A 23,842-nucleotide genomic window follows, 5' to 3' on the forward strand; every position below is an offset into this window, starting at 1 on the left:
TCAATATTATCTGTATGCTTCGCGGCTCGGGTAATATTTCGGGTTCAGGAATTCGGGTTATGGCGAAGCCGACCACTATTCAGATCAAGCTTGAGAGCACCGCAGATACCGGGTACTTCTACATTGCCAAGAAGAATCCTCGCAATATCACGGAAAAGCTTCAATTTCGCAAATACGATCCAGTTGTGCGGAAGCATGTCCTGTTTCGTGAAACGAAGATGAAGTAAGAGAGCTCGCTCCGTAAAAGCCGGCATCCCCGAGAATAAAGGGTGCCGGTTTTTTAGTGCGCCCTATCCAAAACACGCTTTACCGTCTCCAGAAAACCAGAAACCTCTATCGGCTTTGATATATAGCCATCGCACCCACTTTCCCGGATTCTGCGCTCATCATCGGACATAGCGAAGGCCGTTATGGCAATGACGGGTATTGAGCATAACTCGGGGTCTTTTTTAAGATCACGGATTATCTCCATTCCGGAAATCTCCGGCAGTTGAATATCCATAAGTATAAGGTCAGGTTGACTACGACGAACCAGATCAGTCACATTCCGCCCATCTCTCGCTTGCAGGGTTTCGTATCCACTGGCCTGCAACAGGTCATTAAAAAGCCGCATATTCAGTTCATTATCTTCAACGATCAAGATCAACTTGCGCATTCCGATATGCCCCCTCGCCCACCTTATCTAGTATTTTCCTACCTTGAGCACCATGCTTGGCACCCGCAAAAACACACATCACCCATCCTGCCATAAAGCTGATTCCACCAAGTGGCGCTCCATGATCGGCAGGAACATCCAAGAACGCGATCAGATAGAGAGAGCCACAAAACAAAATCTGTCCCGACCCAAAGAAGAGGCCCGCAATACGAAATAAAATGGATCTTTCAGCCAGAATGGCAACCCACATGATAACAGTAGAATGAACCAACTGATAATATGATGCTTTCGTGATCAAGCTGCTTTCATAAGAACCTTCGATGACGCCCCCATGGCTTGCCCAAGCCGCAAGGATAATTGCAACGAAGCCGTTAACGGAAGCCCAGATCATCATCAAAGGCATCGCATCTTCTCCAAGCTCTTGTGTAAAAAAAGAGGCGGAGCAAACAGCCCCGCCTAGTGCGCTTTTGAGGGAAAGTGGATCTATACAACGCAGCCACCATCGTAGCAGCAAGAGCGTCTGACTCTCTTACGTCGCAGAAACGAAAGATGCGGTGTACGATTCCGTCGAACCCAAGGCCATTGTCCTCGCTAAACACCAACCAAGCAAGCCAGAAGAACAGCTATACCTATAAAACATGGGCCATTAACCAGAAGCTCCATCTTGACCGCCCAGATAAACAATAAACAGAAAAATACGTCTGTTTTTGCAACATAGATAGTCTGATATATGTATGCTTACTCTTCCTCTGTGACAGGAGTATCAGCCGCCAGAATATCTTCGCCTGTATCTGCACGGGAGACTTCTGCCCCCCACTCTTCCAAGAGTTGCTTCTGACGTGCCTGCAGTCCAGCAATTTTGTGCGTTGAGGTCACAGACATAATTGTTGAGGCCAGAAACGGAGCGGTAGAGGATAAAATCCATCCAAGCCCTGCACTACCAAAAATGACAATCAGCGCCCAGACATTAGTTAAAAGATCAAGGACATGCGGCACCGAGTGATCACGTAGCCAAAGATCCATCAGCCATGGGAAACAGCCCGCAAAATTCATTCCCCCAACTGTTATGGCCCCATAGCGTTGCTTGCTTCTGTCAACAACAAAGGCTACAAGGCTTGGCATCATGACGATAGTCAGAAATATGAACGTCGGCATAAACATAAAAATAAGAGGAATGATAAGCAGAAGGGTAATAATATTCCCACCCGACTTCTTCCTGGCAACCGACGCATTCTTGGGATCGCCTGCCATTATATCATCCTCAGGAAAACAAGCGTCGTAACAGTTAAAAGCGCAACAGCAACAGACAACAGGGCGCCCATTTGCTGCCCCCGTGCATAACCCCTTTCATCCCTGACAAGATTTCCCTGCTCAAAACTACGGATTTTCTGTTCGGCAGAACTGTACTCTGCCCTGGCCCAGGCAAATCCTTCTGCATCCTTTTGTCGTTCCTCCTGATTGTCCAAGGTATTATAAAGCTCTGGCAAGCTCCCTTTGCGAACCAGGTTGGGGATTTGCTCCTCCAAATCTTTACGCCGAATACGGCTGTGATAGCTGTTTATAATGGGTCCCAACTGCCCACCAATCCAGCCACATAGCCCATGCAAGGCAGGGGGGCCAAGGCGCCACTGCAAAACGGCCAAGAGACTGACCATACCCAACGTTGCCCTGTATACATCTGGTTCCGCCATGGCACGAAACTGCACCTTGGTGTCACGCTGCCACTTCACCGCGATATATGCCGCTATATGACGATCAACAACCTGTGTCTTCGGATCAACCTTGGACGAAACGCGATCCAGAGCTGGAAGCAGCTCCCTGATCTCACTCACGTACTCCGCTTCTACAAGAGGACTAAGGCAATGGAGAGTATCACTCATTTCATATGCGCACCTCTCTATACCATACCCCATCATTGTTGTACTCAGATTGCCGGCATGCTCCTTCGCCTGACTTTCAAAATGCCCCAGCTCTGCATCATGATACCCTTGGGCCTCAACCCAGTACTTCACCAATTCCCGGCCAATAATTTCTACATAAGGCCGCAGAGCTTTCTTTTGCATAATAGTCACAGCCAACGCATTCCCAAGTCCCTCGGGATGCACATGAATATCCCGATAACGCACTGGCGCACGGGGGTCCATCAACATCAAGACGCGTGCAATAGTCAGATCATTAACCTGACGGGCTTCTATCTGGACGGCCTGGCTCATACGGATAGCCAATGCAACAGCATCGGCCAGCTCTATGACTTCCAACCCACGCCGTAACCATATTTCCAGACGACCATCCAGAATAGGGGCCAAAGCGGCATCCCAGTTCATGGCCATGGCATTGGCGAGCTCTCTGGCTGATGTGTAGTCCTTTCCCTCGAATTTAAAAGGTCTCTGTGATCGCCGCGCTGGCTGTGGCTGTATAGGGGTAAGACGTCGACCGTTCAACCACATGTCCACACTTTCCAACCCCCAGCGGTCCCGTTGCTCATCAGCAACAAGCCCTTTTATAATTTCCAGGAAATTCATGGGCACACGTCCCTCGCCCGCATAATTGGCATATGTTGAATGCGCCAATTTTGACAGGACAACGTCAACATCAGACAGCTGGGAGACGTAATCACGCCCATTCATCAGGCCAATACACGTGATACCCAACGCATACATGTCTTCCTTCAGGGTTCCGCTTCCTCTCCCCTCCGGTATACACATAGCGTATTCAACAGGCTCATAAGCTGGCGGATTATCGTATCCCGGTGGTGATGTCGTGCAGTCACCCAGAACCAGACGTTCTTTCTCCTTGTCAAACCAATACATATTGTCAAGCCGGATAGCCCGATGCGTTACCCCATGCTGGGATATTTCATTCAAGGCGTGATACAGTGGGCGAAAGACTTTCTTGACGAAATTAACCTCTGATATCGGATCGAACCGCTGACCGGGAGCCGGCAGAACTCGACCGCCGGAAGGACGATCGTAGACAACAACCATCACCTTGCGCCCCAAGGCAGGCCACTCTACCGTACCCCATTCCAGTAATTGCAAGAGGCCAGGAGACTGAACCCCCTTCAGGGCGCGCATGGCTCCAATACGCACAGGAAGATCTGTACGACATACGAGCGCATAGACCGGCTTACCAGACCCACGGCGGTCTTCGGCATGATACGCATCAGCATGAGGCATATTGAGATCTTGCAGGGGCATAGAGGGATCAATTGTAAAACGATCCCGCAGAACGACAGTTTCGGCTGTATCACCCCCGCTTGGCATCCTACGCATCCCCGCCAAGAAACTGACTTGTGATCAGCTTTTCTCATGCAGGTTACCAGAATTTTCTAAATGATAAATGACTGAAAAAGAATACGGCCCAGTCCTGTCAACCGAGCCGCATTGAAACAGAGACGAAGGTACTGGATTAATCCTCGAACGGATCGTGCATCAGAATCGTGTCATCTCTCTCAGGGCTGGTTGAAAGAAGAGCAACAGGGGCTTCAATCAATTCCTCTATACGGCGCACATACTTGACAGCCGTCGCCGGCAGCTCTGCAAACGATCGTGCGCCTTCCGTGCTCTGGGTCCATCCTTCCATCTCCTCGAAAACAGGCTCAACACGTGCCTGCTCACTCATGGACGAAGGAAAATAATCAATCTCTTTTCCATCAAGGCGGTAAGCAACGCAGACCTTGAGGGTATCAAAGCCGTCAAGCACATCAAGCTTGGTCAGGGCAATGCCGTCGATTCCACCAAGTTTCACGGACTGGCGCACAAGAACAGCATCAAACCAACCACAACGGCGCTTGCGCCCGGTCACTGTACCAAATTCATGCCCACGAACACCAAGACGTTCACCCTTGTTGTCAAATAATTCCGTCGGAAATGGCCCCTCACCTACACGGGTCGTATAAGCCTTTGTAATCCCGAGAACATATCCAATACCGCCAGGCCCCATACCCGAGCCAACCGCAGCCTGTCCTGCCAACGTATTTGACGACGTTACAAAGGGGTACGTTCCGTGATCAACGTCAAGAAGAGCCCCTTGGGCACCTTCGAACAAAATTCTCTTGCCCATCTTGCGATAAGCCGCCAGCTCGCGCCATACAGGGCGCGCATAGGGCAGAATGTGCGGGGCGATCTCTTCCAGCTCTGCCCGGATCGAAGCTGCATCCAGAGTCTTCGCCCCCAACCCCTTCAACAAGGCATTATGATGCGTCAGCAGGCGATCAATCTTCATATCCAGAGAATCGGGGTCAGCAAGATCGCAAACCCGGATTGCCCTGCGCGCTACCTTGTCTTCATAAGCAGGCCCGATACCACGCCCGGTGGTCCCGATTTTCCCCTTGCCGGCAGCCTCTTCACGCGCACGATCCAGATGACCATGCAATGGCAAAATAAGGGCACAATTATCGGCAATCATCAGAACATCGGGCGTAACCGTAACGCCTTGGCCAGACAAAACCTCAATCTCGCGGGACAACGCCCACGGGTCGATAACGACGCCGTTACCAATCACAGACGGAGTGCCGCGGACGACACCCGACGGCAACAGACTCAACTTATAGGACGTTCCATTCACAACCAGTGTGTGACCGGCGTTATGCCCACCCTGAAACCTGACCACGACATCGGCCCGGGAAGCAAGCCAGTCAACAACCTTGCCTTTGCCCTCATCCCCCCACTGGGAACCGATAACAACCACATTGCTCATGGAAGCTTTCCTTGCTTCAGAGAGGACGCCATACAACGACGACCACACACAAAAACTGAAACCATGCAATACGGGCTCTATCGGACAATAAGACAGGCCGCACAAGGCTCCGCCGGCCACGGGAACCCCATGACCGGCGGTAACACTCTTTATCCTATTGTCGCAGAACCAGGCAACCTCAAATACGGATATCCTGCATACTATTTTTTGTGTTTCTGGATACAGTCTCCACTGCCCAGTCCAGCCACGGCAGAAGACATGCCACATCATCGGTCAGAACTGTGGCACCAGCCCATATACGAATACCGGGGACGATGCCACGATAGGATGCCAGATCGAAACCAACCCCTTCTGCTTCAAGCAAATCCGTTATGGCACGAGCCGTGGCAACTTGCCGTTCAGGCTGAAGATCCAGAAACCACTGCGCAACGACTTTCAGGCAGATGGAGGAACAAGAGACGGTTGCCGGATCCTCGGCCAGAAAAGCAGCCCATTGCGACCTGTCAACCCATTCACGAACAAGAGCCAACGTTTGCGAGGACTTCTTCTGCAAGGCCTGAAGCCCCCCCTGATCCTCCGCCCACTTCAGGGCATCCAGAATATCCTCTACACACAAAAGCGAAGGCGTGTTGAGTGTTTCACCAGTAAAAAGGGCCTCATTCAGCTGCCTTCCTGTCGTCAAACGCAGAATCTTGGGCAAAGGCCAAGGCGGCGTATAGGAATGGAGGCGCTCGACAGCGCGTGGACCAAGAGCCAGCATGCCGTGGGCTGCCTCACCACCCAAGGCCTTCTGCCAAGACCATGTTACAACGTCCAGTTTCTTCCACGGCACATCCATGGCAAAAAGAGCCGACGTTGCATCACAAATCGCCAACCCCTTGCGATCATCCGCGATCCAGTCTGCATGGGGGATGCAAACGCCCGATGTTGTGCCATTCCATGGAAAAACAACATCACGGGACCAATCTACCTGTGCCAAGTCCGGTAAATAGCCCGGGGCAGCATCATAAATTCTTAAATCAGGCAGACGTAGCTGATCACGTGCATCATCGGCCCAGATCCGCCCAAAGACTTCCCAAGCCAGAACATCAACTCCGCGCGCACCAAGGAGATTCCACATTGCCATCTCGACGGCACCAGTATCCGATGCTGGCACAATCGCCAGCCGCCAATCTTCGGGGATGTACAACAGATCCCGGTGGCGGGTAATAACCTCTTCCAGCTTGGCACGTCCGGCAGCAGAGCGGTGCGAACGCCCAAGAAGGGCACCCTCAAGAGCCGAAGGCGACCACCCCGGTCGCTTGGCGCACGGGCCGGACGAAAAGAAGGGACGCCGGGGATAACGAGCCGGTTTTTCTGACATGAACGAATGCTCTGCGACAGAAGTAAAAACAAGGGTGCGAAAGATAACTCTGTCACAGCCAGATAGAAATGCAAAATATCAGCCCACGGTTTCGCTATTTGCCCCGGTTATCGCGACGGCGGGCAATCTTCCAGGCATCTGCAGCACTCAAACCGACATCTCTCAAAAGACGCTCGTCAAGACCAAGGATCTGGCGGCGATGCCGATCCATTTCAATTTCTTCACGCACCCGGTCAAAGGACGTAAAGGCACGATGCCACAAGGGATCCAACCGACGGAGAATACTGTGAAAACCACGATCAACGATTCCCTTCCACACAATCATCCTGTCCCCGCTTTTGGTACGGGCATCAACACGCCTACCAGAATCCCCCACGATATGCCTCCTGGATAACACACCCCACTACCCGCGCGATGGCCGACATGGTTGACAACCAAGGCACGGAGTTATCACAACATTCAGATAGTAATAGAGTATAATTTCCCCCATGTTTCCACGGAAAAAAGTGAGGATATTTTTATCCTTGAGTGTTCATTTTATTCTGAACAGACACATAAGATTATCCACGCCTATAAGACCTAGAACATATCGCGTGTTGTCTTTGCCATTTCATCACCAGTCCTGAAGACTGTGGCTGCACTGCTATAGGCCCTCTGCGTGATAATCATGCGACTGAACTGGTCCTCAAGTCTGACATTTGAGTACTCCAAGGCACTCCCGACAAATTCTGATATTCTGTCATCAGGGCTAAGAGACTTGATTGTGGGTTTCCCTGCTTCTTCTGTCGCTGCGTAGATGTTGTTATTCTGGAGATCAAGCTTCTGGGGGGCTGGAAATGTTGCAATTGGCAACTTGTACAGGGGCTTCTCAACGCCATTGGAAAAACGTCCCAGCATAACCCCTTCGCTGTTGAAGTAAACATCACGCATGACACTGGCTGTATAACCATCCTGTATCAGCTGACGCAGCTCCAGGTCATCACCACCACTGAACTGCGTCATTTGCCTGAGATCAACGGCAACATCCTGCGTTTGACCTCCATCATATGTGATTGTCAGGGTTGTTATTCCCCCGCCTGAAGCAGCCACATCAAGTTTACCTTCACCTGTAAACTTAATTTCATTAGGCGTCGTGGTCACACTTGTGATGCCAGCATCGCCTGATGGCACCAAGGTCCAGCCCCCCGGAACAGCATCCCGTGGGGTAAAAGCAAGACGAACCCCATGTGTTACAGTTTGCGGAACACCTTCTGGAGACGTAATTTGCTGAATAACAGGAACATTGAGACGGTAGGTAATTTTCTGCAGTTCCGTTGCCGGTACATTCCCGCGCAACTCAACCTTGGATGTTGCTCGTCCAGGATCGATGGCTTCATTGGAATAGTCAATCGCTGACATGGCGCTGGAGAATGTTCCGTCCTCCGCAGCCTTGTAACCCATGACGTAAACGCCACTCCGGGTTACCAAGTGCGTCCCTTGGTCAGGAAGGCCATCCCCATTTGTGTCCCCACCCCGGACATAAACCTCGCCGGTAAACGAGCCGTCACGCGTATACTTTTGCTCTCCCGACCCATCAACCGCAGTGTTAAGCACAAAAAAACCGGCTCCATTGATTGCCACGTCCAAATAACGTGCCGTGGGCGCTACAAGCCCCTGCTCCTCCACACGACGAATTTCAGCCGTCTTAACCCCGAAAAAATTACCAAGAGGGCCTACCCTGTTCTTCAGGGTCTGGTAATGCGTCTCGATATCTTTATAGGACGTCGTATTCAGATTGGCGATATTCGTACTGATCTGGTGCATATGAACACTGTGCGCATTCATAGCTGTACCGGATGTATTCAGAACTCCGAAAATCGCCATGGTACCCCTCGCTTGCAAAGCCGGCCACACACCGTAAGAGCGATTGACCCAGAAGCAAGACAGGGGCCAGAAGAGAGAGTCTTTCTAAATCAATGATCTAAAAAGAACGGGAGGTCTCTCCAGACCTCCCTGTCCCACTGAAAGCCGGCATATTTTGCCGGCCTGCTGTTCATATCAGCCCAGCCAAGGGCGATGATGGATCGGCATAAAGTTTCTTGGGCATCCGACCAGCCAGATAAGCCAAGCGACCGGACTCAACAGCCAACTTCATGGCCAAGGCCATCTGAACAGGGTTCCGTGCCCCCGCAATAGCGGTATTCATCAGAACGCCATCGCAACCCAGTTCCATTGCAACCGCTGCATCCGATGCTGTTCCGACGCCGGCATCAACCAGCACAGGAACTTTGGCCTGCTCTTTGATAAGACGGATATTGACAGGATTCAGAATACCAAGCCCTGACCCGATAAGGGAACCCAAAGGCATGATGGCGACACACCCCATATCCTCAAGGATATGGGCCTGTATGGGATCATCAGAGCAATATACCATCACTTGGAAGCCGTCCCGAATAAGCTCTTCCGTCGCCTTCAGGGTTTCTGGCATGTTCGGATACAGCGTTTTCTGATCCCCCAGCACCTCCAGCTTCACCAGATTCCACCCCCCGGCCTCACGCGCAAGGCGCAGCGTCCGTACGGCATCATCGGCTGTAAAGCAGCCTGCCGTATTGGGCAGATAGGTGTACCGCTTGGGGCTGACATAATCGACCAGCATCGGCTGCCCCGGATCTGCTATATTGACCCGGCGTACGGCCACTGTAACGATCTCGGCGCCTGATGCCTCTATGGCCAGCGCTGTTTCCTCAAAATCCTTGTACTTACCGGTCCCGACCAGCAAACGGGACGCGAACACCTTTCCCGCAATGCTGAAAGTATCCGCACGCTCACACACCAGCGCCTCGGCCATGGCTCAGCCACCTCCAATAAAATGAACGATCTCAATCCTGTCGCCCTCATCGAGGAGTGTTTGCCCATAAGCCGAACGGATTACAATCTCACGGTTACGCTCAACCGCGACCTTGCGGGCGTCCAATCCGACAGAATCGAGAAACTCTTGCACAGTCACCCGCTGAGCCACAGCGTGACGTTCTCCATTGACAATCAATTCCATAAACGCAATCCACAATTAACGGGGCAAAGGGCTGATTGGCCGGCTACAGACGGAATATGGGCCGACAGGCCTCTCTTGGCAACACATCACGGTCCCTGTTGCCCGAAAGTCCGCTTTGGGCTATGCAGAAGCCACGTTATGTCATTTCCCTTCACCCTGTACGGCAGGTCAAGACGCGTGCGCACATCGGTTATGATCCTGAATGGACCCAACCTTAATATGCTGGGAACACGGCAACCAGACCTCTATGGCCATGAAACACTGGCTGACATAGAGGCAATGTGCCATACGCATGCGGCAGGGCTGGGGATGACGTTGGCTTTCAGGCAGTCCAACCATGAAGGCGAACTGGTCTCCTGGGTACAGGAAGCACCCGGGGCCTTCGGTGGCCTTGTGATAAACGCCGCAGCCTACACACATACGTCCATTGCGTTGATGGATGCCCTTCTTTCGGTCCAGATCCCCGCAATAGAGGTGCATTTGACAAACATTCACCGGCGTGAACCTTTTCGCCATAACTCCTGGATTGCCCGGGCTGCCCACGGAATGATCTGCGGCTTGGGAAGCCACGGGTACATCTTGGCCCTGGATGCGCTGAATGCGCTGCTGACCGACCAGAAACAGAAAGAGAAATAAATGAGCAAGACCACTATCAACAGCGAAGCCATCCGCCAGCTTGCTTCTTTGCTGGATGATACAGGCCTGCATGAGATTGAGTACGAAACAGAGGCCCTGCGTATCCGCGTTGGCAAGGCGGCTACCGTTGTCACCCATGCAGCACCGGCAGCAGCACCCTTGGCAGCGCCAGCGACCAGATCAACTGCGGATGAACCACAAGCCCTGCACCCGGGTACCGTTGTTTCAAAAATGGTTGGGGTAGCTTATTTGGCTCCAGGCGCGGGAGAGGCTCCCTTCGTGTCCGTCGGACAAACTGTCAGCCAAGGGCAGACCCTGATGCTGATAGAGGCCATGAAGACCTATACCCCGGTCACAGCGCATTGCGCAGGGCGCGTCGTCCAGATTCTTGTCAGCGACAAACAGCCTGTCGAGCACGGCGAACCCTTGGCCATCATTGAATAAGCAGCGCGACGGAAACATCAATGTTCGATAAAGTGCTTATTGCCAATCGTGGTGAAATTGCCCTGCGGATTCACCGTGCCTGCCGTGAGATGGGCATAAAGACCGTGGCTGTACACTCCACAGCAGACGCCGGGGCCATGCATGTTAGATTGGCTGATGAATCCGTGTGCATTGGCCCGCCTGCCACGCGTGACAGCTACCTGAACAAGGTTGCGATCATCTCTGCGGCCGTCATAACCGGTGCTGATGCCATTCACCCCGGTTATGGTTTCCTGTCGGAGAATGCCGACTTTGCCCACATGGTGGAAGAACACGGCATTACGTGGATCGGCCCCAGCCCGGACCATATCCGTTTGATGGGCGACAAGGTTACTGCCAAAAAAGCAGCCGTAGATGTTGGCTTGCCCGTCGTACCTGGATCACCGGGGGCTGTTGAAACCTTGGAAGAAGCCCATGCTGTTGCTGATACAACAGGCTTCCCCGTTCTGATCAAGGCCAGCGCCGGAGGGGGAGGGCGCGGCATGAAAGTTGCCAACTCGCGTGATGAACTGGCCGAAGCTTGGTCTACGGCCCGGGCTGAAGCGCTGAGTGCTTTTGGCAATGCTGAAGTCTATATGGAAAAATACTTGGGTAATCCCAGACATATTGAAATCCAGATACTGGCAGACAACCACGGGAACGTCGTTCACTTGGGAGAACGCGACTGCTCCTTGCAACGTCGCCACCAAAAAGTTCTGGAGGAAGCGCCCTCTCCAGCCCTGAACAGCGAAGAGCGCGAACGCATCGGAGATATTGCAACAGCCGCCATACGGCGCTTGGGTTACAGAAATGCAGGAACGATTGAGTTCCTGTATGAAAATGGTGAATTCTTTTTCATCGAAATGAACACAAGGCTACAGGTGGAACACCCTGTCACCGAAGCCGTCACTGGCCTTGACCTGGTTCGCGAGCAACTACGCATCGCCAATGGCGCTCCCTTGGGTTACAGCCAATCTGACATCACATTTTCCGGGCATGCCATCGAATGCCGCATCAATGCCGAGGATCCGGAAACTTTCCGGCCCTGCCCAGGCCAGATCAATGACTTTCACCAACCCGGCGGGTTGGGCGTTCGTGTTGATTCCGGGCTGTTTTCCGGGGCCAAGGTTCCCCCTCACTATGACAGCATGATTGCAAAACTGATTGTCCATGGCACCAGTCGCAACGAATGCCTGATGCGCCTGCGTCGTGCTTTGGGAGAATTTGTTGTCGGTGGTATCGATACAACAATTCCTCTGCATCGCCAACTGCTGGAAGACAATGACTTCCAGAATGGTGCCTATGATATTCGATGGCTTGAAGAATTCTTGTCTCGTTCCAAATGAAATGTTGGTTGCTTCCATCCCCCGTTCCATACGGGGGATTTTTCCATGGGCACTCTTTTCAGGAACGGCACATTTCAGGCTGCATCACGGAAATGCGCTGACGATCTGACACAGGCACCTTATCCTGAGCAGGCCGAGTTTTCCCTTTGCTGTGGGGATCAATGACGCCCATCACACCAGAACTTATGCTAAGAGCCTATGCCTACGGCGTTTTCCCAATGGCACGCTCACAGGGTGATCCCACGGTATACTGGATTGATCCGGACGAACGGGGCATACTGCCCTTGGATACAAACTTCCATATTTCCCGATCATTGCGGAAAACACTGCGCAGTGATCGCTTCCACGTAACCTGTAACAAGGCGTTTGCCGAGGTCATACAAGGATGCGCAGAAGCAACAACGACCAGACCTGACACGTGGATTAACAAAGAAATTGCGTCCCTTTTCAATGAACTGCACGATATGGGGCTCGCCCATTCCATCGAAACATGGAATACGGAGGACGTATTGGTTGGTGGACTTTATGGCTTGGCACTGGGCGGCGCATTCTTTGGAGAAAGCATGTTCTCACGCGCAACAGATGCTTCAAAAGTAGCACTGTGCCATTTGGTGGGACGCCTGCGCCTAGGTAGCTTCACGCTTCTCGACACCCAGTTCATAACGGACCATTTGTCACGGTTTGGAGCACGACAAGTGCCGAAAAACGAATATCGGTCTATGCTGGCTTCGGCTATCGTGGTTCAGGCAACGTTCCCGGCTCATGCACCAGCATGGATGATCAGAAGCCATATCTACTAAGATATGGTCTTCTTACTATTCCTTGCAGTCCAGAACCCAGATGTCATAAACAGGATGCTCCATAGCAGACAAGCCAGGGCTGGAAGCATACATCCAACCACGGAAGACCTCGACAGCTGGCTGATTGGCTTTATTTTCCCACACATCGAGAAAAACAGCACTTTCAGGTGGCTCCTCAGGAGGGCGTTCGACGCACGCACGGGCGATAATCTGAAGCGTTTGGATCTGGAAGGTGCGGTTCACTTCAACTTCCATGGTCTGAACTCTGGCAGCGGCTTTATCCAACCAACGCAAAACAGCCATACGCCGCTCGATTGTTTCAGCAGCATCGGACGGCGTAACAACCAATACCTCAGCGACAACAACCAGCAACACACACAAGGTGCGCAGCAAGAATTCAGTCCGGGCTTCCAATGCCCCCATCACTCTGGTACAGACCCTTTGTCGGGCACCGGAATAGCACCAGTGGAAGCAGGTTCCTTCGTCGCAAGGAAAATCAGTTCACTCACCATATCTTCCACAGACCGGAAATCCTGACTGTTCGCGATCGTTCCGCCTGATTGCAGGAAGGAACGACTCTGACCAGGTTCCAGTCGGACAAACTTGCCGCCCAGAAGGCCATCAGATGCAATACTGGCAACGGTATCTTCCGGAAGTTGAACCCCGGGCATAATGGAGAGCGACACAATGGCCCGATAGGTCTGATTATCAAGAAACTGGCGGCTGACACTACCCACCTTGATGCCAGAGATACGAACATCCGCACCAACAGCAAGACCACCAACCTTGTTAAACTGGACGTGCACAGGGTATCCGGAAACGGGACGAAGATCTGCACTCTGCCAAGCGAAGAGCAGAAAGAGCAGAGCCACGGCCAGTACAAGAGCGCCTATCACGGTTTCAATAGGATTACGTGTCATCAGCCTTCCTGCTTGTCCATCCGGGTTGTAGCCCGTGTGTGCTGCTCATCATCCGGAGATACATCCTGCCTTGGTAAAACGCCCGGATCCCTTGTTACGGGACAGGACGGCGGAACAAGTTTCGACTGCCTATTGCGTGCCATCTCCAGAACACGCCCCAGCAAGTCCTCAAGAACCAGTGAATCCTGCGTATACCCGAAAGTCTGTCCTGCCTTCAGAAGATCGTCGTCGCCACCAGGCTGTATTTCAATATATTTTGCCCCCAGAAGACCATCGGTCTCGATCATTGCAGCGCTGTCCAAGGGAATGGAAACACTATTGGCAATGATCATATCAATATCAGCACGACCGGCCTCACCCAAAGACTGGGCAGAAACGCGACCAACGGAAACACCGGCAAGACGTACATCCGCACCGACAGACAAACCCTCTGCGCTGTGGAAAGAGGCCCGCAGCAGATATCCCTCAGCCACTTCGGAACGACTCCGCCCCAAAGCATTTGCGCCCAAAGCAAATGCAAGGCAGGCAAGAACGACACCGCCGACAAGCGTGTCCCGATAAGTTACCAGAGACGCCATACGTACTGACATCAGGAGAACAGCCGCTTTCTGAACATTCAGGCCGGACGCCACGGCTCATAGTCGCCGGTCGCAGGGGCACGCCGGCCACCTGCCCGGTCATCACCGGGAGGAACATAGGCAGAAGAGGAACCCGTCATATTCTTGGTATGGGGTTTCTCCCAAGCATGCGTAGACACCACTATCGGGGCGTCCGTCGTATAATGCAGCCAAGCATGCCAGTGGGGCGGCACCTTTGATGCCTCAATCTCTCCCTTGAAGAGCACCCAACGACGGCGGCGCTCCCCCGTCCGCGGGTTCTTCCGGGCCTCGTAGTAACGATTTCCAAACTCATCAGTGCCAACCTGGCGACCGCAGAGCAGGGTATGTACCAAGGTGCCGGTGATCATCCTCGCACGCCTCCTTCGAGAACAGGAAACTAGGGTGTACCAGCATTAACCGGCACAAATCAACAGGAGAGGCCCTGTGAAGGGGGCTTCACAGGGTACCACTCCCCTTATTATGAGGCAAACCCCCGGCAGCGTCCAGCGTGCACAGATACAAACACGGCACGGCATTGGAATAACCTGGACGGAGAACAACATTTTTTTTGCCGTCCAGGTCAGATAATTGATTTGTTCGCGACAGCCATAAATCGTAATGTAGTGTTGTTGAAGCGAATGAAGCACTACATATTGTGCTTGCATCGCGTCTCACAGAAAAATCATCCACCGGACACCCTCCGGAAGACCTGCGATGCAGAACCGCATGTCACCAGCGGAAAAAAGGCTGAGAGCGCCATGAAGATCAACCGTCTGTTCACAACCAAAAGCCAAGATGCTTACGCCGGAATAGAATTCCGCACAGCATCCAGTGAAATTCGCAACCCGGACGGCTCGATGGTGTTCCGACATGCCGATATCGTTGTTCCCTCTGCTTGGAGCCAGGTTGCAACCGATATCCTGGCACAAAAATACTTTCGGCAGCGTGGCGTCCCCAAGACGGTAAAACCAGTACGGGAAAAGGGCGTACCCTCTTTTCTGCAAAGACGCATTGCCGATGTTGATGCCATGGCTTCTCTTCCGGAAGCCGAACGCAGCGGGGGAGAGCATGATGCCCGGCAGGTTTTTGACCGCATGGCTGGTACATGGGCTTATTGGGGGTGGAAAGGCGGTTACTTCTCAACAGAACAGGATGCTGCAGCCTTCTATGACGAGACACGTCACATGCTGGCCCGCCAAATTGGTGCCCCGAACTCCCCACAGTGGTTCAATACAGGACTGCACTGGGCCTATGGGATCGACAGCAAGGGACAAGGGCATTTCTACGTTGATTACCAAAGCGGAAAGCTGACACGTTCGACATCGGCATACGAACACCCCCAACCTCATGCCTGCTTTATTCAGTCGGTCAATGACGATCTGGTGGGGGATGGCGGTATCATGGACCTGTGGGTCCGTGAAGCACGCCTGTTCAAATACGGTTCCGGAACCGGCAGCAATTTCTCGACCCTGCGTGGAGAGAATGAACCCTTGGCTGGTGGGGGGCGGTCGTCTGGCTTGATGAGTTTCCTGAAAATTGGCGACAGGGCCGCCGGAGCGATCAAATCCGGCGGAACAACACGCCGGGCTGCCAAAATGGTTATTGTTGACATCGACCATCCAGATATTGAGTCCTTTATTGACTGGAAAATGCGGGAGGAGCAGAAGGTCGCCGCCCTTGTCGCAGGATCGCGCAGTATCCGTCGCTACACACGTGCCCTGCTGGCTGCATGCCGGAATGCAACGGGGGAGCCCGAAGCCCGCTGTGACCCGGATCGCAATGCCTCTCTGAAGAAGGTCATCCGGGAAGCACGCAAGGCCGATGTTCCCGAAGCGTTGATCCACCGCACCCTTCAGCTGGCAGCCGAAGGCTTTGTCGATATCACCTTCCCGGAATACAGCACAGACTGGGACTCCGAAGCCTATGCCACGGTTTCCGGCCAGAATTCCAACAACACCGTCAGGATCAGTAATGTGTTCCTGGAAGCTGTTCGCGAGAACAAGGACTGGACCCTGCGACAGCGCACAGATGGTACAATAGCAAAAACTGTTCCGGCCCGAGACCTGTGGGACCGCATTGCCGAAGCTGCCTGGTCCTGTGCCGATCCCGGGGTCCAGTTCGATACCACCATCAACGAGTGGCATACCTGTCCCGTATCCGGCCGGATCAATGCATCAAACCCCTGCTCCGAATATATGTTTCTGGATGATACAGCCTGTAATCTGGCATCCCTGAACCTGATGGCGTTCCGGGAAAAAGATGGCACCTTCAACAGCGCCACCTTTGCCCATGCCTGCCGCCTGTGGACGCTGGTGCTTGAAATATCGGTCATGATGGCACAGTTCCCGTCAGCACGTATCGCCGAGCAGTCGTTCCGCTTCCGTACCCTCGGGCTGGGATATGCCAACCTGGGTGGCTTCCTGATGGCCAATGGCATCCCCTATGACAGCGAGGAAGGCCGGGCTACGTGTGCCGCCATCACAGCCTTGATGACCGGAACTGCCTATGCAACCTCTGCCGAGATTGCCAGTGAACTGGGGGCTTTCGCCGGATATGCCGACAACGCCCCGCATATGATGCGTGTAATCCGCAATCATCATCGGGCAGCCCATGGACATACAGAAGGGTACGAGGACCTCAGCGTTGCGCCACCCCCCCTCAATGCCGCAGCCTGCACCGATATCCAGTTGACAGAGATGGCCCGACAATCCTGGGATCATGCCCTTTCAATGGGAAAACGACACGGATTCCGCAATGCCCAGGTCAGTGTCATCGCACCCACCGGGACAATCGGGCTGGTCATGGACTGTGACACCACCGGCATAGAGCCGGACTTTTCGCTGGTGAAGTTCAAGAAGCTGGCCGGGGGCGGATACTTCCGGATCATCAATCGTATGGTCCCTCTGGCACTGCATTCTCTCGGATACCGCTATGCCGAGATTGATGCCATTGTATCCCATGCCCTTGGTCATGGATCCTTGGAAAAGGCCCCGGATATCAACCATGAAGCCCTCTCCCGTCTTGGTTTCACACCCGAGGTTCTGGACAAGCTGGAACAAGCCCTCAAATCTGCATTTGATATCCGTTTTGTCTTCAACAAGTGGACGCTGGGAGATGATTTCTGCCGCACCGTTCTCGGTTTCAGCAACACCATAACCGATGACCCGGGATTTGACATGCTGAAGGCTCTTGGCTTCAACCAGGAACAGATTGAACGTGCCAACACGTGGGTATGTGGCTCCATGACCATAGAGGGAGCACCTCATCTAAAACCGGAACACCTGCCGGTCTTTGACTGCGCAAACCCATGTGGCCGCACCGGGACCCGGTTTCTATCCGCTGAAAGTCATATCCAGATGATGGCTGCGGCCCAGCCATTCATTTCTGGTGCCATTTCAAAGACCGTCAACATGCCAAACCATGCCACCGTGGCAGAATGCCGACGTGTCTATGAACTATCGTGGTCACTGGGACTCAAAGCCAACGCACTCTATCGTGATGGATCCAAATTGTCGCAGCCCTTGCAGGCTGTACTGGATACCCATCCCGACGACGATACCGAAAATGCCATTGATCTTGTTGAAACAGTTGTCAAGGCGCCCTCTCCGCAGCGGGCTGCCCTTGTGGCCGAAAAGGTCACGGAGCGTCTGATCAGGACAGCTGTGCGCCGTCGCCTTCCCGACCGGCGCAAGGGATATACCCAGAAAGCCGTCGTTGGCGGCCACAAGGTGTACCTGCGAACAGGAGAGTATGAGGATGGGACGCTCGGCGAGCTGTTCATTGACATGCACAAGGAAGGAGCGGCTTTCAGGTCCTTGATGAATAACTTTGCCATCGCCATTTCAATCGGCCTGCAATATGGCGTGCCGCTGGAAGAGTTCGTCGAGGCATTTACCTTTGTCCGCTTCGAACCGTCCGGCGTAGTGGAGGGAAATGACGCCATCAAAATGGCCACTTCCATTCTTGACTATATCTTCCGGGAGGTTGCAGTTAGCTACTTGGGTCGCACCGATCTGGCCCATGTTGAACCTGCGGACCTGGTTCCCGATGCCATTGGCGACGGCCATGAAGAAGGTGACTTGGACCAATGGGGTGAAAACCTGGTCGAACGCACTGTTTCCAAGGGGTACGTTCGCACGGCTGACCTGTCCAACCTGTATGTTCTGAAAACAGCACAGGGCGGCGGGAACAGCTATGGCAGTACGCTTCCCAGCACTCCTTCAGCTGATCGCAGCAATCGTATCCGGGAAGCACGCCTGAAAGGATACGAAGGTGACAGCTGCACGGAGTGCGGCAACTTCACACTGGTCCGCAATGGTACTTGCATGAAATGCGAAACATGCGGCTCGACCAGCGGCTGCTCGTAAAAAGAAAGGGACCTGCACACAAGCCCCTTTCCTTTCCCGGGCTTCGGTACTCAGGGTGAGGGCACGTGGCGTGCCCTCACCCTTCCTGTCTTGGAAGCGTTCGCAGGACGACGCCCCTGCCCGGCGTGCGTGGTAAAGAATGACTGCGTACCGTGTTTGCGCCCGGTACGCTTTCCCTCCCCCCCCTGTCTTCCGGTCCCTGCAGGCTGCCAGGACGGCACAAGATGCTTCTTGCCATTTCCAATAAGATCTGCGCGCCCCATGCGCTGTAACGCCTCGCGCAGCATGGGCCAATTTTCCGGGTCATGGTAACGCAGGAATGCCTTGTGCAAACGACGCTGCCTCAAGCCCCGGGGCGTATACACAATGTCTCCCTCATCGCGTTTCACAGGCTTGAGCGGATTGCGCTCGCTGCGATACATGGCCGCAGCCAGCGACATGGGGGATGGTAGAAAAGCCTGAACCTGATCGGCCCTGAATCCATTGCGTTTCAACCAGAGTGCCAGATTCATCATGTCCTCATCCGTTGTGCCGGGATGAGCCGCAATAAAATAGGGGATAAGGTACTGCTCTTTCCCGGTCTCGCGGGAGTATTTCTCGAACAGGGTACGAAACGCTTCGTAGGTCCCGATCCCCGGCTTCATCATCTTGGACAGGGGACCTTCTTCGGTATGCTCGGGCGCAATCTTCAGATAACCGCCCACATGATGCGTAGTAAGTTCCCGCACATATTCCGGACTTCGGACTGCAAGGTCATAGCGTAAACCGGACGCAATCAGGATTTTCTTGATCCCGTCAATATCCCTGGCCTTGCGGTATAGCTGGACAAGACTGCTGTGATCTGTGTTCAGGTTGCTGCAAATGGATGGATACACACAGGATGGCCGACGGCACACATCCTGGATAGCCTGATCCTTGCAGGCCAGACGATACATATTTGCCGTAGGACCACCCAGATCGGAGATAACACCGGTAAAACCCTTGGTCTTGTCGCGGATTAATTCAATCTCTTTCAGGACCGATGCCTCGGACCGACTTTGGATAATGCGGCCTTCGTGTTCCGTAATGGAGCAAAAAGAACACCCACCAAAACATCCCCGCATAATATTGACCGAAAACCGGATCATCTCCCAAGCAGGTATCCGTGCATCACCGTACGACGGATGAGGGGCACGGGCATAAGGCAAGCCAAACACATGATCCATTTCCGCCGTCGTCAAGGGGATAGGCGGAGGTGTCAGCCAAACCTCCTTGTCCCCGTGACGCTGGACCAGAGCCCGGGCGTTACCGGGATTGCTTTCAAGATGCAGGATACGCGAAGCGTGACCATACAGCACCTTGTCATCTGCCACGGATTCGAACGAAGGAAGACGTACAACCGTTCTCTCCGCAGGATGATCAGCCGTATTCACCCGACGCAAAGCACTCTCGCCACCAGCCACTTCCGCACCCTCTCCCACATGGCGGCTGGCGCAATCAATCGTACTGGCATCCAGCACAACCCAGCCCTCGGGAACGGAGTCACGCATGACGGCAACGCCCCTTATATCCGTCATGGTGCGCGGATGCTGACCCCGGGCAGCACGATGGGCAATCTCTACAATGGCACGTTCGGCATTGCCATAGCACAAGATGTCAGCCTTGCTGTCCATCAGAACGGACCGGCGCACCTTGTCTGACCAATAGTCATAATGAGCAATCCGGCGAAGCGAAGCTTCTATACCGCCAATAACGATCGGCACGTCCCGCCATGCTTCGCGGCAACGCTGTGAATAGACAATCACAGCCCGGTCAGGACGCTTCCCACCTTCATCGTTGGGCGTATAACTGTCATTGTGGCGGATGCGGCGGTCCGAGGTATAGTGATTGACCATCGAATCCATATTGCCGGCCGTCACCCCAAAAAACAGGTTGGGACGACCCAGAGCCCGGAAAGCATCCGGGTTTGTCCAGTCCGGCTGGGCAATGATACCAACACGAAAGCCTTGATCTTCCCACGTGCGCCCAATAACCGCCATGCCGAAACTGGGGTGATCGACATAAGCATCCCCGGTCACAAGGATGATATCGCAACTGTCCCAACCCAGCGCATCCATTTCGGCACGACTTGTGGGAAGAAACGGCGCTGTCCCAAACCGACTGGCCCAGTGCTTCCGATACGATGTTATGGCCTTGGCGCTGTCCATACTCTCTCCTGACAACACGAAAACACCCGGAACAGGGTGTTTCCAGCCCGGGTGCGGACAATACGCGAGAGCACAGCAGGGTCAAGAAAGACCCTGCCTTCCGGAACCCAAAACCGCCGGATGCCCTTTTTATAAGGCACCCGACAACAACCATGGCGCTATTCAAAGCCCACGAATCATCCCTTGGATCAATAACCTGTCCGAATCCGGGACCACAATCCTAGTGGGACATCAGGATAGGAATTCCGGCATGACGCAACAAATGGCTGGTCACGCCACCCAGAACCATTTCGCGCAGACGCGAACGCCCCCAGGCTCCGGTCACGATCAAATCTGCATTGGCGGCCTGAGCACACTGCAGCAAGGTCTGCCCGATGTCATAGCATACATCTCCAACCACTTTTCCGTCGGCTTTCACACCATGATGGGAAAGATTGGGCATGATGGTAAGCTGTGCATCATCCTGGCGGATTTTCTCATCATGACGTGTATCGTCCACCGCAATAACTTCGACACGCTGCGCAGCCTTCAGCAGAGGCATCGCGTCATGAACAGCACGACAGGACTCCCGGCTTGAGTTCCAGCCTACAACAATCCGGTCACCAAGCGTATCAACCTGCACCGATCCCGGCAGAACCAGAACAGGTGCGCCGGAATCCAGAAGCAGAAGATCAGAAAGGTTCCGTTGTGCGTCTGTTGCCGGATCATCGGGGTTATATTGCCCAACAACAGTCAAGTCAGCATGCATGGCATGATGAACAGCCTCGTCGACCAAATCACCTTCAAGCTGTTTCCAATATGCCTTGGCATAACGGGACGCCCTGTCATCGAAAACAGCTTTTGCCTCCCCTTGGGCGGCGATAGAACAAGCTTCTACGGCTTCCAGAAAATCAGCAGCAACCTGCCCTTCAATAAAAGGCGGGAAAGAGGGGGACTGACGCACAAAAAGCACCGTGACATGGGCATCAAAACGCACAGCAAGCTTCAGGGCAACATCCAGACGCAGCGCAAACCCGGGTGTCGTATCTGCAATCACGAGAATATCTTTGAATGACACGCACAATCTCCTGCATAGTCCCGGATTATATCAGGTACACAAAACTGTCTCTGGCATCATACCCGGATGTACGCATTCCTCAACCCCCGTTCGTACAACACAGACCGAAATCACCTGCCTTGTCTGCTATCATTTCCCATATATCGCGAGGTATCCGGAATCATGTACGGCCCCGTCCATGCACCTGAGCTGAAAGGCAAAGACCTTGTCTGGATCAATACTCCGTCGCCTCTGCTGCTGTCAGATCTCAGGGGGCGTCTGGTTATTCTGGATTTCTGGACCTTTTGTTGCATCAATTGCATTCAGGTCATGCCAACGCTTAAACAGATTGAAAATGCATTTCCCGATGATGTTGTTGTCATTGGCGTCCACTCTCCCAAATTTATGGCCGAGGAAAATGCGAACGCTGTACGCAGTGCCGTACAGCGTTATGATCTGACACATCCTGTGCTTCATGATCCCCACCATATCCTGTGGAATCAGTATGCTGTCAGGGCGTGGCCAACACTGGTGTTTATTGGCCCTGACGGAAAAATCATCGGACGTCTGGAGGGAGAACCTGACCCTGAACGCCTGGAAAGTGCCGTACGGGACATTGTTACCGAGATAAACCAACAAGGCCAGAAAGGGACAGGAGTAAAACGACATCTCTCGACGCCATTGGAGCGCAGCGGAAATCTGCGCTTTCCCGGCAAGATCAAGCCAATCCCGAACAGTACGCGTGCCGGTGGCACCCCGGCATGGGCCGTTGCTGATTCCGGTCATCACCGCATCAGTGTTCTGGATGATTCTGGAACACTGCTGTTCCAGGTCGGAAATGGCAAGCCGGGATACCAAGACGGAGACAGGGAAAAATGCCGCTTCAACAGCCCCCAGGGTCTTGTCTGCACAAAAACTGATATCTTTGTTGCAGATACAGGAAATCACTCTGTTCGCCGTATCAATCTCAAAAGCGGGCATGCTTCAACCTTGGGCGGCAATGGGCAACGCGGCACACCGATCCTTGGCACCCACGAAGCACCACATACGGCGCTAGCGTCTCCCTGGGATCTGGAGATCCACGAACAGACCCTGTGGATTGCCAACGCGGGCACGCATCAAATCCTCGCCCTGGATCTTGACCGCATGATGATCCGTCAAGCGGCAGGAAGCGGGGGTGAGGATCTACTGGATGGAGCCGCAAGGCACGCACTTCTGGCCCAACCCAGCGGATTATATTGGAGGGAAGAGGAACAGGCGCTGTACTTCGCCGACAGCGAAACATCATCCATACGGCGCCTTGTTGTTGCGCGGAATACAGTCGAAACCCTTGCGGGGCAAGGATTATTTGACTTCGGCTTACAAGATGGGCCTGGCAAACAGGCTCTCCTGCAACACCCATTGGGCCTCTGCGGCCATGGGAAGACCATGTACGTTGCCGACAGCTACAACAGCTGTATTCGTATGATCGATACGGCCACTCAGGTCGTGACAACACTTGATCACAGTAAGCTGGAATGCCCCGACATGCTGTGCCAACCCCTGGGAGAACCGGCCGGGATTTGGTGTGACGGGGAGTCCAGGTTGCTGGTCAGCGACACCAACAATCACAGAATTTTGGAAATTCATCGCCACAACAATACGATGATATCGTGGTATTCGTAAGCAAAGCTGTTGTTCTGCCTTGCCCCAAAGCAATACAGGCGTGATAAACAGGTCTTGTTTGCCCGAAAGCTGGCCCGC

General features: G+C 53.6%; 23 protein-coding genes. 7 read left to right on the forward strand and 16 right to left on the reverse strand.

All coding sequences use genetic code 11. From position 1 onward, the window contains the following. Nucleotides 1-59: 59 nt before the first annotated feature. Nucleotides 60-227, forward strand: a complete 168-nt coding sequence (gene rpmG, locus HEQ61_RS02255; RefSeq protein ID WP_066135890.1) for a 50S ribosomal protein L33 — start codon at nucleotides 60-62, stop codon at nucleotides 225-227. A 53-nt stretch (nucleotides 228-280) separates the two neighbouring features. Here the strand turns inward: rpmG and HEQ61_RS02260 are convergent, their stop codons facing one another. From HEQ61_RS02260 to thiS, 10 genes are all read right to left on the reverse strand, one after another. Further along, nucleotides 281-655, reverse strand: coding sequence for a response regulator (locus tag HEQ61_RS02260; RefSeq protein ID WP_168019091.1), 375 nt, complete (start codon nucleotides 653-655; stop codon nucleotides 281-283). Next, nucleotides 630-1,058, reverse strand: a complete 429-nt coding sequence (locus HEQ61_RS02265) for a DUF423 domain-containing protein (protein WP_168019093.1) — start codon at nucleotides 1,056-1,058, stop codon at nucleotides 630-632. The genes HEQ61_RS02260 and HEQ61_RS02265 overlap by 26 nt, the downstream gene beginning before the upstream one ends. A 335-nt stretch (nucleotides 1,059-1,393) precedes the next feature. Next, nucleotides 1,394-1,906: a hypothetical protein gene (locus HEQ61_RS02270; RefSeq protein ID WP_168019095.1), complete on the reverse strand. Its 513-nt coding sequence runs from the start codon at nucleotides 1,904-1,906 to the stop codon at nucleotides 1,394-1,396. After that, a complete protein-coding gene (locus HEQ61_RS02275) occupies nucleotides 1,906-3,918 on the reverse strand; it encodes a protein kinase family protein (protein WP_168019097.1) in 2,013 nt (670 codons plus the stop codon). Before HEQ61_RS02275 ends, HEQ61_RS02270 begins: the two co-directional genes overlap by 1 nt. 145 nt (nucleotides 3,919-4,063) lie before the next feature. Then, entirely contained in the window at nucleotides 4,064-5,353 is a 1,290-nt protein-coding gene (locus HEQ61_RS02280) for an adenylosuccinate synthase (protein ID WP_168019099.1), read from the reverse strand. A gap of 178 nt (nucleotides 5,354-5,531) precedes the next feature. Further along, entirely contained in the window at nucleotides 5,532-6,716 is a 1,185-nt protein-coding gene (locus HEQ61_RS02285; RefSeq protein WP_168019101.1) for a phosphoserine transaminase, read from the reverse strand. Between the two features lie 94 nt (nucleotides 6,717-6,810). Further along, nucleotides 6,811-7,092, reverse strand: a complete 282-nt coding sequence (locus tag HEQ61_RS02290) for a hypothetical protein (protein ID WP_168019103.1) — start codon at nucleotides 7,090-7,092, stop codon at nucleotides 6,811-6,813. 203 nt (nucleotides 7,093-7,295) lie between these two features. Beyond that, nucleotides 7,296-8,579: a flagellar hook protein FlgE gene (locus HEQ61_RS02295; protein WP_168019105.1), complete on the reverse strand. Its 1,284-nt coding sequence runs from the start codon at nucleotides 8,577-8,579 to the stop codon at nucleotides 7,296-7,298. A 169-nt stretch (nucleotides 8,580-8,748) separates the two neighbouring features. Then, nucleotides 8,749-9,543: a bifunctional sulfur carrier protein/thiazole synthase protein gene (locus HEQ61_RS02300; RefSeq protein WP_168022322.1), complete on the reverse strand. Its 795-nt coding sequence runs from the start codon at nucleotides 9,541-9,543 to the stop codon at nucleotides 8,749-8,751. Between the two features lie 3 nt (nucleotides 9,544-9,546). Continuing rightward, nucleotides 9,547-9,747 (reverse strand): sulfur carrier protein ThiS, encoded by a 201-nt coding sequence (gene thiS / locus HEQ61_RS11580; RefSeq protein WP_168022321.1) that lies wholly within the window; start codon nucleotides 9,745-9,747, stop codon nucleotides 9,547-9,549. Between the two features lie 138 nt (nucleotides 9,748-9,885). Between thiS and aroQ the strand changes: the two genes are divergently transcribed. From aroQ to aat, 4 genes are all read left to right on the forward strand, one after another. After that, the gene (gene aroQ, locus HEQ61_RS02305) at nucleotides 9,886-10,383 is read left to right on the forward strand and encodes a type II 3-dehydroquinate dehydratase (protein ID WP_168019107.1); all 498 of its coding nucleotides are present in this window, start codon (nucleotides 9,886-9,888) and stop codon (nucleotides 10,381-10,383) included. Continuing rightward, the gene (locus tag HEQ61_RS02310) at nucleotides 10,384-10,827 is read left to right on the forward strand and encodes an acetyl-CoA carboxylase biotin carboxyl carrier protein (protein ID WP_168019108.1); all 444 of its coding nucleotides are present in this window, start codon (nucleotides 10,384-10,386) and stop codon (nucleotides 10,825-10,827) included. It begins immediately after the preceding gene. A gap of 20 nt (nucleotides 10,828-10,847) precedes the next feature. Beyond that, entirely contained in the window at nucleotides 10,848-12,191 is a 1,344-nt protein-coding gene (accC, locus tag HEQ61_RS02315; protein WP_168019109.1) for an acetyl-CoA carboxylase biotin carboxylase subunit, read from the forward strand. A 161-nt stretch (nucleotides 12,192-12,352) separates the two neighbouring features. Further along, entirely contained in the window at nucleotides 12,353-12,991 is a 639-nt protein-coding gene (aat, locus tag HEQ61_RS02320) for a leucyl/phenylalanyl-tRNA--protein transferase (protein ID WP_168019110.1), read from the forward strand. 15 nt (nucleotides 12,992-13,006) lie between these two features. On the opposite strand, the gene HEQ61_RS02325 is transcribed toward aat, so the two are convergent. From HEQ61_RS02325 to HEQ61_RS02340, 4 genes are read right to left on the reverse strand one after another with little or no spacing between them, the layout of a single operon-like run. Further along, on the reverse strand, nucleotides 13,007-13,414 hold the full coding sequence (locus tag HEQ61_RS02325) for a DUF2155 domain-containing protein (protein ID WP_168019274.1): 408 nt from the start codon (nucleotides 13,412-13,414) through the stop codon (nucleotides 13,007-13,009). Next, nucleotides 13,414-13,911 carry an MlaD family protein gene (locus HEQ61_RS02330; RefSeq protein ID WP_168019111.1) on the reverse strand — a complete coding sequence of 166 codons (498 nt, stop codon included), beginning with the start codon at nucleotides 13,909-13,911 and terminating at the stop codon, nucleotides 13,414-13,416. Before HEQ61_RS02330 ends, HEQ61_RS02325 begins: the two co-directional genes overlap by 1 nt. Further along, complete coding sequence (locus HEQ61_RS02335; protein ID WP_168019112.1) at nucleotides 13,911-14,543, reverse strand: outer membrane lipid asymmetry maintenance protein MlaD; 633 nt, start codon at nucleotides 14,541-14,543, stop codon at nucleotides 13,911-13,913. The genes HEQ61_RS02330 and HEQ61_RS02335 overlap by 1 nt, the downstream gene beginning before the upstream one ends. Then, the gene (locus HEQ61_RS02340; protein ID WP_168019113.1) at nucleotides 14,528-14,878 is read right to left on the reverse strand and encodes an NADH:ubiquinone oxidoreductase subunit NDUFA12; all 351 of its coding nucleotides are present in this window, start codon (nucleotides 14,876-14,878) and stop codon (nucleotides 14,528-14,530) included. The genes HEQ61_RS02335 and HEQ61_RS02340 overlap by 16 nt, the downstream gene beginning before the upstream one ends. A 390-nt stretch (nucleotides 14,879-15,268) precedes the next feature. Here HEQ61_RS02340 and HEQ61_RS02345 point away from each other — a divergent pair, with 390 nt between their 5' ends. Then, nucleotides 15,269-18,877, forward strand: coding sequence for a vitamin B12-dependent ribonucleotide reductase (locus tag HEQ61_RS02345; protein ID WP_168019115.1), 3,609 nt, complete (start codon nucleotides 15,269-15,271; stop codon nucleotides 18,875-18,877). A 50-nt stretch (nucleotides 18,878-18,927) separates the two neighbouring features. Here the strand turns inward: HEQ61_RS02345 and HEQ61_RS02350 are convergent, their stop codons facing one another. Both HEQ61_RS02350 and HEQ61_RS11465 read right to left on the reverse strand, forming a co-directional pair. Continuing rightward, nucleotides 18,928-21,063: a YgiQ family radical SAM protein gene (locus HEQ61_RS02350; RefSeq protein WP_168019116.1), complete on the reverse strand. Its 2,136-nt coding sequence runs from the start codon at nucleotides 21,061-21,063 to the stop codon at nucleotides 18,928-18,930. Nucleotides 21,064-21,283: 220 nt separating this feature from the next. After that, on the reverse strand, nucleotides 21,284-22,120 hold the full coding sequence (locus HEQ61_RS11465; protein WP_168019117.1) for a universal stress protein: 837 nt from the start codon (nucleotides 22,118-22,120) through the stop codon (nucleotides 21,284-21,286). A 162-nt stretch (nucleotides 22,121-22,282) separates the two neighbouring features. Between HEQ61_RS11465 and HEQ61_RS02360 the strand changes: the two genes are divergently transcribed. Beyond that, nucleotides 22,283-23,764 (forward strand): thioredoxin-like domain-containing protein, encoded by a 1,482-nt coding sequence (locus HEQ61_RS02360; RefSeq protein WP_168019118.1) that lies wholly within the window; start codon nucleotides 22,283-22,285, stop codon nucleotides 23,762-23,764. Nucleotides 23,765-23,842 lie beyond the last annotated feature (78 nt).

The sequence above is a fragment of the Haematospirillum sp. H4485 genome (assembly GCF_012102745.1).
Classification (GTDB): domain Bacteria; phylum Pseudomonadota; class Alphaproteobacteria; order Rhodospirillales; family Rhodospirillaceae; genus Haematospirillum.